Consider the following 7,939-nt stretch of genomic DNA (forward strand, 5'->3'; position numbering starts at 1 on the left):
GGGCAGACTGGAATGCGGCCGGAAAGGGGCTGGAAAGCGGCCATACGAATTGCGGTTGTGACCAGAGGTCCACGCGGCCCCGGGGGGCCGTCAGCTGGAAAGGTTCAGCGCCACGAAGCGCGGCTGGCCGTCGCGGCGGAGCAGCAGCAGGATCGAGTTGCGGCCGGCCTGCTCGGCGGCCTCGATGCGGTCGCGCATCTCCTTCGGGCTCGCGACCGGCTCCTGGCCGACCTCGGCGATGATGTCGCCCTCGCGCATCCCCTTGGCATAGGCGTCGGAGGTTGCGTCGAGCTCGGTGACGATGAGGCCGGTCACGTCGCGGTCGAGCGCGAAACGCTCGCGGATCGGGTCGTTGACCACGGCGACCGTCATGCCGAGCAGGCGCTCCTCGCGCGGGGCGGCGGCGGGCGGCTGGCCGGGGGCGGCGGCGAGCGTCGTCTCCTCGAGCAGGCCGACCTCGACCGTGAGCGTCGTCTCGGCGCCGTCGCGGAAGATGACGACGTCGACCGTCTCGCCGGCCGGCGTGTCGGCCACCACGCGGACGAGCTCGCGGGTGTCCTCGATCTCCTCGCCGCCGAACTTCAGCACGACGTCGCCGGCCTTGAGCCCGGCCTTGAGGGCGGGGCCCTCGGGCACGTCGGTGACGAGAGCGCCCTTCGCCTCGTCGAGGCCGATGGCGTCGGCCATGTCCTCGTCGACGTTCTGGATGCGCACCCCGAGCCAGCCGCGGCGGGTCTCGCCGAAACGGCGCAGCTGGTCGACGACGTTGGAGACGACGGCGGACGACATGGCGAAGCCGATGCCGATCGAGCCGCCGGTGGGCGAGAGGATCGCCGTGTTCACCCCGATGACCCGGCCCTGCATGTCGAAGAGCGGGCCGCCCGAGTTGCCGCGGTTGATGGCGGCGTCGGTCTGGATGAAGTCGTCGTAGCTGCCCTGCAGCGTGCGGTTGCGTGCCGAGACGATGCCGGCCGAGACCGAGAAGCCCTGGCCGAGCGGGTTGCCGATGGCGAGCACCCAGTCGCCGACCTTGGCGGCATCCGAATCGCCGAACTCGACGAAGGGGAGATCGGTGTCGCTCTCAACCTTGAGAAGCGCGATGTCGGTGCGGCTGTCGCGGCCGACCAGCGTCGCCGACAGCGTGCCGCCGTGGTAGAGCTCGACCTCGATCTCGTCGGCGCTCTCGATCACGTGGTTGTTGGTGACGATGTAGCCGTCGGGCGAGACGATGAAGCCGGAGCCGAGCGCGTTCGAGCGCTGCTGCCGGCGCGGCATGCCGTCCTGGCGCTCCATGAAGTCGCGGAAGAATTCCTCGAAGGGCGAGCCGGGCGGCAGGATCGGCCGCATCCCGTCGCTCACGTCGGCGACGTTGGTGGTGGTGGTGATGTTCACGACCGCCGGGCTCAGCCGGTCGGCGAGCTCGGAGAAGCTCTCCGGCACGTAGCGGGGGCCGGGGTCGACCTGCAGCGGCTGGGCCTCGCCCGTCGCCTGCTGGGCGGCCACCGGGTGGCAGAGGCCGAGGCCGAAGGCGAGGGCGCCCGCGGCGAGCAGGCCCGGGAAAAGGCTTGGAATCTCGGTGCGGATTGCCATTGCTGCGCCTCCTCGCGCGCGGCCGGGCGTCGGGCGTCCCGCCCCATGGTGGAAGTCTCGGGCCCCCCGGCAGGACCGGCAAGTCACGCCTTCGTGCGCCGTCGCGGCCGCGGGGAAAGGAGAGAATCTCATGCCTGCGAGATCCAGACAAGCGCGATGCCGACCGTCACCGCCAGGAGCCCGATCAGCCGCCGGTGCTCGGGGTCCATGCGGGCGATGGCCTCGAGCGCCTCGCGCATGCGGGACGGCGCGAGCGCGAGCGCCAGCCCCTCGATGATCGCCACCAGCCCGAGCCCGAGGAGCGCCGCCCTAATCATTCGGATCCGCGGCGGCGCTCGCCGCCGGCGCCGCGGATGCCGGGGGCGCGGGCGGAGCTTCCGCCGCGCGCGGCTCCGGCGAGTGCAGATAGTCGAAGAAGGCGCTGTCGGGCTCGACCAGCATGGTGGCGTTCTCGGCCTTGAGCGAGCCGCGGTAGGCGTCGAGCGAGCGCATGAAGGCGAAGAACTCGGGGTCCGCGCCGTAGGCCTCGGCGAGGATGCGGTTGCGCTCGGCGTCGCTCTCGCCGCGGATCACCTGCGCGTCGCGCTCGGCCTCGGAGACGATCTCGATCGCGGTGCGGTCGGCCTGGGCGCGCACCCGCTGCGCCGCCTCGTTGCCGCGGGCGCGCTCGTCGGCCGCCTCGCGCTCGCGCTCGGCCTTCATGCGGTCGAAGGTGGCGGCGAGGTTCTGCTCCGGCAGGTCGGCGCGCTTCAGCCGCACGTCGATGATCTCGACCCCGAGCGCGCGCGCCTCGAGGATCGAGGCGTCGCGGATGCGGTTCATCAGGCCGACGCGGTCGGCCGAGAGCACGGCCTCGGAGCGGACCGAGCCGAGCGCCTCGCGGACGTTGGCGGTCAGGATCGCCTCGAGCCGCTGGGTCGCCGCCTGCATCCCGCCGACGCCCACGGCGCGGCGGAACTGGCTGACATCGGAGATGCGCCAGCGGGCGAAGGCGTCGACGATGAGCCGGCGGTCGTCGAGCGGCGTCACTTCGAGCGCACTGGTGTCGAGGCCCTGGATGCGGCTGTCGTAGTAGACGACGTTCTGGATGAACGGGATCTTGAAGGCGAGGCCCGGCGTCTCGTTCACCGCGCGCACCTGGCCGAACTGGAGCACCATCGCCTTCTCGCGCTCGTCGACGGTGTAGATCGAGCTCAGGGCCACGAAGCCGAGCGCCACGAGGACGGCGATGAGGATGGGGACGCGGCGCATCATTTGCTCCCTTCGGTCGGCGCGGAGGGCGCGGGCTTCAGCTCGTTGAGCGGCAGGTAGGGCACGATGCCGCTGGCGTTGCCGGTCGGGGTGTCGAGCACGAACATGCGCACGTTGCCGAGCACCTCCTGCATCGTCTCGAGATAGAGCCGCTTGCGCGTGACCTCGGGGGCCTTGACGTATTCCTGCTGCACGGCGCTGAACCGGCTCGCCTCGCCCTGGGCGGCGTTGACGACGCGCGCACGGTAGCCTTCGGCCTCCTGGATCGTCTGAGCCGAGTTGCCGCGCGCGGCGGCCAGCGTGCGGTTGGCATAGGCGTCGGCCTGGTTCTGCAGCGTCGAGCGCTCCTGGCGTGCCGCCTGCACCTCGCGGAAGGCGTCGATCACCTGCTGCGGCGGGTCGGCGCGGTCGAAGTTGACCCGCACGATGTTCACCCCCGAGCCGTATTCGTCGAGGGTCTGCTGGATCAGGTCGGAGACCTCCTGGCTGATGATGCCGCGGTCGCGCGAGAGGATCGGCGAGAGCTGCGAGCGGGAGACCACCTCGCGCATCGCCGACTCGGCGACGGCCTGGATGGTGGAGGTCGGGTCGGAAAGGTTGAAGAGGAATTCCGCCGGGTCGCGCACGTTCCAGACCACCTGGAAGGTGATGTCGACGATATTCTCGTCGCCGGTCAGCATCAGCCCGGCCGAGGTGCCGCGCACGGTGCCCGAGCCGATCTCCTCGGTATTCTCCCGCGTCACCTGCACGATCTCGTGGGTGACGATCGGCCAGGGGGCGAAGTTGAGGCCGGGGTTGCCGATGCAGTCGCCGCGGCATTCGCCGAAGGTGAGCTCCACCGACTGCTCCTCGGGCCGGACGGTGTAGAAGGACATGAGCAGCCAGATGCCGACCGCCGCCGCGGCGCCAATGGCGAGCCCGCGGCGGCCGATGCCGGCGCCCCCGCCACCGCCGCCGCCCGGGCCGCGGCCGCGGCCGGTGCGCCCGCCCATCAGGATGCGGAGCTGCTCCTGGCCCTTGCGGACGATCTCGTCGATGTCGGGCACCTGCGGCTGGTGGCCCGGACCCTTGCCGCCGCCGCCGCCACCGCCACCGCCCCAGGGTCCCCGGCCGCCGCCCTTCTTGTCGTCGCCGCCGCCGCCCCCGCCCCAGGGCCCGCCGTTGTTGCTGTAGGGCATGCGTGCTCCTCGTCCTTGCGGGATTGCCGTGGTTGCGGGGCATTTGCCCACCTCTCCCGGCAAATTCAAGGTGTGATGACGCCCCGTCACGCCACCTTGCTCGGGCGGGCGCCCTCAGGCGACCGGCGTGCGCATGATCACGAGCTCCTCGGCCGAGGTCGGATGCAGCGCCATGGTGCGGTCGAAATCGTCCTTGGTCGCGCCCATGCCGACCGCGATCGCGGCGAGCTGGACCATCTCGGCGGCCCCCTCGCCGACGAGGTGCACGCCGAGGACGCGCCGGTCCTTTGCGCCGACGACGAGCTTCATCATCGTCCGCTCCTGCCGCCCGGAGAGGGTGTTGAGCAGCGGGCGGAAGCGCGTGCGGTAGATCTCGACCGGCCCCTTCTGCCGCGCCTCGGCCTCGGTAAGGCCGAGGGTCGCCGACGGGGGCTGGGTGAAGACCGCCTTCGGCACCAGCGAATGGTCGGTCCGCCGCGCCGCGCCGCCGAAGACGGTGTCGGCGAAGGCCTGGCCCTCGTCGATCGCGACCGGCGTCAGCGCCACGCGGTCGGTGACGTCGCCGACCGCGAAGATCGAGGGCACCGCGGTCTGCGACCATGCGTCGACGCGGACCGCGCCGTTCGCCTGGAGCTCGACCCCGAGCGGCTCGAGCCCGAGGCCGGCGGTGTTCGGCCGCCGGCCGGTGGCGAAGAGCACCTGGTCGACGAGGTGCGTCTCGCCGTTGTCGGCGGTGACCAGCAGGCCGTCCGCCGCCTTCTCGACGGCGACGACGTCGCGCTGCACCTCGAGCGCGACGCCGCGGGCGCGCATGGCGCCGGCCAGCTCGTCGCGCAGGTCCTCGTCGAAGCCGCGCAGGATCTGCTCGCCGCGGTAGAGCTGGGTGACGTGGGTGCCGAGCCCGTTCATGATGCCGGCGAACTCGCAGGCGACATAGCCGCCGCCGACGATCAGCAGCCGGTCCGGCCGGACGGGCAGGTCGAAGATCTCGTTCGAGGTGATGCCGAGCTCGGCCCCGGGGATGGCCGGGACGAAGGGGCTGCCGCCGGTCGCGACGAGGATGTGGCTCGCGCGGTATTCCGCGCCGTTGGCGAGGCGCACCCGGTGCGCGTCGAGGAGGCTGGCGCGGGAGGCGCAGAGCTGCACCCCCGCCTGGCGCAGCCGGTCGGCATAGGCCGCCTCGAGGCGGGCGATCTCGGCGTCCTTGGCGGCGACGAGGGCGGGCCAGTCGAAGCGCACGCCCTCGACCGTCCAGCCGTAGCCGCGGGCGTCCTCGAAATGGTCGGCGAAGCCCGCGGCGTAGACGAGGAGCTTCTTCGGGATGCAGCCGCGGATCACGCAGGTGCCGCCGTAGCGGAACTCCTCGGCGAGGCCGACGCGGGCGCCGTGCTCGGCGGCGATGCGCGCGGCGCGCACGCCGCCCGAGCCGCCGCCGATCACGAAGAGATCGAAGTCGAAGGCGGAGTCGGGCACCGGCTCAGGCGTCCTGGTTGCGCATGAGCTCGACGATGTCGACCGGATCGCCGCCCGGCCGGCGGATGACCTCGGCCACGCCATCCGGGTGGCCGATGACCGCGCTGTGCGCCATGTCGATGAAGAGCCCGTGCTCGACCACCCCCGGCACCATGTTGAGCGCCGAGGCGAGCCGGCGCGGGTTGCCGATGCGGCCGAGGTGCAGGTCGAGGATGTGGTTGCCCTCGTCGGTGACGAGGGGGGCGCCCTTGCTGCCGAGCCGGACCTCGATCCGGTGCCCGTCCACGTCCATCGTGGCGAGGAGCTCCTCGACGAGGCGGCGGGTCGCGGTCCAGCCGAAGCGCACGATCTCGACCGGCAGCGGGAAGCGGCCGAGCTGGGCGACGCGCTTGCTCGAATCGGCGATCACCACCATGCGCGCGCTCGCCGCGGCGACGATCTTCTCCTGCAGGAGCGCCGCGCCGCCGCCCTTGATGAGGTTGAGCTCGCCGTCGATCTCGTCCGCGCCGTCCACCACCAGGTCGATGAGGTCGACGTCGTCGAGGCGGCGGAGCGGCACGCCGAGCTCCTCGGCCAGCCAGACAGTGGCGCTCGAGGTGGCGACGCCCTCGACCGAGAGGCCCTCGCGGCGGATGCGGTCGGCGAGCAGGCGGACGAACCAGCCGGCGGTCGAGCCGGTGCCGAGGCCGAGCATCATGCCGTCCTCCACCATCTCGAGGGCGCGCGCAGCGGCGGCGCGCTTGGCCTCGTCGGCGGGAGGAAGTGACGACATCGCAGGGCCCCCGAACGTATCCCCTCCGAGTCTATAGGCCGATTGCCGGGCAGCCGAAAGCCGATTTGCCGCGCGCGGCGGATGCAGGACGGGGGCGGGACAGGCGAGGTCGCAATTGGCCTGACAATCGCCGGCAAACCGCGTCTAATGCGGGGCATGTTCCTCAGCGTGTTCGACATCTTCAAGGTCGGCGTGGGCCCCTCCTCCTCGCACACCATCGGCCCGATGGTCGCGGCCGGCCGCTTCCTCGCCGCGCTCCGCGACGGCGCGGACCGCATCCCCGGCGCGGGCGAGCCGGCGCGGCTCGTCTGCCGGCTGCACGGCAGCCTCGCCTTCACCGGCAAGGGGCATGCGACCGACCGGGCGGTGATCCTCGGCCTCGCCGGCTTCGACCCGGGCGACTTCGACGCCCGGCGGGCGGCCGAGGTGCTGGAGCGGATCGCCGCCACCGGCCGCATCGCGCCCCCCGACCTGCCGGAGATGGCCTTCGATGCGGCGCGCGATCTCGTCTTCGACTACGGGCCGCCGCTGCCCGGGCACGCCAACGGGCTCGTCCTCTCGGCCTGGGACGCCCGCGGCAACCTGCACATGCAGGAGACCTACTATTCGATCGGCGGCGGCTTCGTGCAGACGGCGCGCGAGCACGACCGGCCGCGGGACGAGGCCGAGGGGCCGGCGGTCCCCCACCCCTTCCGCACCGTGGCCGAGCTGGTGGCGCTGACCCGCACCCGGGGGCTGACGATCGCCGGGCTGCAGCGGGCGAACGAGCGCGCGCTGCGCTCGGACGCCGAGATCGACGCCGGCCTCGCCCGCCTCTGGGCGGTGATGACCGAGTGCATCGACCGCGGGCTCGCCGGCGAGGGCATCCTGCCGGGCGGGCTCAAGGTGCGCCGCCGGGCCCGCGCCATCCACGAGCGGCTGCTCGCCGAGCGGGGGCAGAACCTGACCGCGCCCCATACCATCAACGACTGGATCTCGGTCTACGCCATCGCGGTCAACGAGGAGAACGCCGCCGGCGCCCAGGTGGTGACGGCGCCGACCAACGGCGCCTCGGGGGTGATCCCGGCGACGATCCGCTACTATCTCGACCACGTCCCCGGCGCCACGCGGGCGAAGGTGCCGGAGTTCCTGCTGACCGCCGGCGCCATCGGCGCGCTCATCAAGTCGAACGCCTCGATCTCCGGCGCCGAGGTCGGCTGCCAGGGCGAGGTGGGCTCGGCCGCCGCCATGGCCGCGGCCGGCCTCGCCGCCGTCCTCGGCGGCACGCCGGCGCAGATCGAGAACGCCGCCGAAATCGCCCTCGAGCACCATCTCGGCATGACCTGCGACCCGATCGCCGGCCTGGTGCAGGCGCCCTGCATCGAGCGGAACGGCCTCGGCGCCATCAAGGCGGTCTCCGCGGCGAGCCTCGCGCTGCGTGGAGACGGCCAGCACCTCGTCAGCCTCGACGCCTGCATCGAGACCATGCGCCAGACCGGCCGCGACATGGACTCGCGCTACAAGGAGACCTCGCTCGGCGGCCTCGCGGTCAACGTGCCGGCGTGCTGACCGTACGCCCCGAATCACCCGCTCGACAAATCTGCTCGCGGGCCGCTAACTGGCGCTGGCGGCGCGATGAGACCGCCCAACCTCGGGGATTGTCGAGAATGCGAACGAGACACGTGATCGGCCTGCT

General features: G+C 72.3%; 7 protein-coding genes. 1 reads left to right on the top strand and 6 read right to left on the bottom strand.

The features are described 5' to 3' along the window. Positions 1-90 precede the first annotated feature (90 nt). From Q0112_RS07205 to rpiA, 6 genes are all read right to left on the bottom strand, one after another. A complete protein-coding gene (locus Q0112_RS07205) occupies positions 91-1,590 on the bottom strand; it encodes a DegQ family serine endoprotease (protein WP_297973304.1) in 1,500 nt (499 codons plus the stop codon). A 128-nt stretch (positions 1,591-1,718) separates the two neighbouring features. Then, the gene (locus tag Q0112_RS07210) at positions 1,719-1,907 is read right to left on the bottom strand and encodes a DUF2065 domain-containing protein (RefSeq protein ID WP_297973307.1); all 189 of its coding nucleotides are present in this window, start codon (positions 1,905-1,907) and stop codon (positions 1,719-1,721) included. Next, on the bottom strand, positions 1,900-2,841 hold the full coding sequence (hflC, locus tag Q0112_RS07215) for a protease modulator HflC (protein ID WP_297973323.1): 942 nt from the start codon (positions 2,839-2,841) through the stop codon (positions 1,900-1,902). The genes Q0112_RS07210 and hflC overlap by 8 nt, the downstream gene beginning before the upstream one ends. Next, entirely contained in the window at positions 2,841-4,019 is a 1,179-nt protein-coding gene (gene hflK, locus Q0112_RS07220) for an FtsH protease activity modulator HflK (RefSeq protein WP_297973310.1), read from the bottom strand. The genes hflC and hflK overlap by 1 nt, the downstream gene beginning before the upstream one ends. A gap of 114 nt (positions 4,020-4,133) precedes the next feature. Next, a complete protein-coding gene (gene gor, locus Q0112_RS07225; RefSeq protein WP_297973313.1) occupies positions 4,134-5,492 on the bottom strand; it encodes a glutathione-disulfide reductase in 1,359 nt (452 codons plus the stop codon). A gap of 4 nt (positions 5,493-5,496) precedes the next feature. Then, positions 5,497-6,264, bottom strand: coding sequence for a ribose-5-phosphate isomerase RpiA (gene rpiA / locus Q0112_RS07230; protein ID WP_297973316.1), 768 nt, complete (start codon positions 6,262-6,264; stop codon positions 5,497-5,499). A 156-nt stretch (positions 6,265-6,420) separates the two neighbouring features. Between rpiA and Q0112_RS07235 the strand changes: the two genes are divergently transcribed. Next, complete coding sequence (locus tag Q0112_RS07235) at positions 6,421-7,812, top strand: L-serine ammonia-lyase (RefSeq protein WP_297973319.1); 1,392 nt, start codon at positions 6,421-6,423, stop codon at positions 7,810-7,812. Positions 7,813-7,939 lie beyond the last annotated feature (127 nt).

The sequence above is a fragment of the uncultured Amaricoccus sp. genome (assembly GCF_937858865.1).
In the GTDB taxonomy this organism is placed as follows: domain Bacteria; phylum Pseudomonadota; class Alphaproteobacteria; order Rhodobacterales; family Rhodobacteraceae; genus Amaricoccus.

Bases quoted from the DNA above. Each gene is read 5' to 3' on its own strand.
- Q0112_RS07205 (WP_297973304.1), bottom strand. From the start codon at position 1,590: ATGGCAATCCGCACCGAGATTCCAAGCCTTTTCCCGGGCCTGCTCGCC.
- Q0112_RS07210 (WP_297973307.1), bottom strand. From the start codon at position 1,907: ATGATTAGGGCGGCGCTCCTCGGGCTCGGGCTGGTGGCGATCATCGAG.
- hflC (WP_297973323.1), bottom strand. From the start codon at position 2,841: ATGCGCCGCGTCCCCATCCTCATCGCCGTCCTCGTGGCGCTCGGCTTC.
- hflK (WP_297973310.1), bottom strand. From the start codon at position 4,019: ATGCCCTACAGCAACAACGGCGGGCCCTGGGGCGGGGGCGGCGGCGGC.
- rpiA (WP_297973316.1), bottom strand. From the start codon at position 6,264: ATGTCGTCACTTCCTCCCGCCGACGAGGCCAAGCGCGCCGCCGCTGCG.
- Q0112_RS07235 (WP_297973319.1), top strand. From the start codon at position 6,421: ATGTTCCTCAGCGTGTTCGACATCTTCAAGGTCGGCGTGGGCCCCTCC.